This window comes from Vibrio sp. D173a (assembly GCF_030248475.1).
Map to the genome: position 1 here is coordinate 1 of NZ_JAHGAH010001158.1, position 615 is coordinate 615.

Consider the following 615-nt stretch of genomic DNA (forward strand, 5'->3'; position numbering starts at 1 on the left):
TAACCGCTTTGAACTTATCGAGGTCGATGTAAACAAGATAGCTAGTACCGTGATGTTCCTCTGAGACTAACTTTTTCAAGTTCTGCATAAAGAAGGTACGGTTGTCGAGTCCAGTCAGGGCATCGGTTTCTACCAAGGTTTTAACGCGTTCAAACACGGATTGATAACTTGGGTCTATCAGTTCATCCCGGTTGGTGTGAGTCTCTTCACTCGGTTTTAGGGTGCTGAGCTCTCTGGTGTAAGCCTGGAGTGGCTGTAGAACTTGTCGGTAAAACACAAAATAACTGCCACAAATCAACAGCAGGGTGATGGCTAAGGTCACGCCACCGATTGAAATCTTGGCTTGGTTGAGTTGGCTTTGATAGTTCTCTGGGAAGATATGCAACGATGCTGAGATAAAGGGATCAACATGTTTGAATGCAATGCCGTCGGAGTAGTCCACTTCCATGACCATATCGTGGCTATCAAAGGCGTGATAGTTCGAGAGCGCAACTGCCAAAGGTTCAGGCGTTTGGGTCGAGAACATGCTCCGTTCCTGTCCGGTCAGAAAGCGATAGTCAAAAGAGAAGCCAAATGGCAGCTGTTCTTTCAGGGCAGATTCAAAGCTATCAAAGA

At 46.5% G+C, this 615-nt stretch carries 1 protein-coding gene; it reads right to left on the reverse strand.

Translation table 11 applies throughout. The annotated features are described in order from the left end of the window. Positions 1-526 (reverse strand): diguanylate cyclase domain-containing protein (locus KIV40_RS31995; RefSeq protein ID WP_285353369.1); only part of this gene is annotated, 526 nt, incomplete at its 3' end. Positions 527-615: the final 89 nt, after the last annotated feature.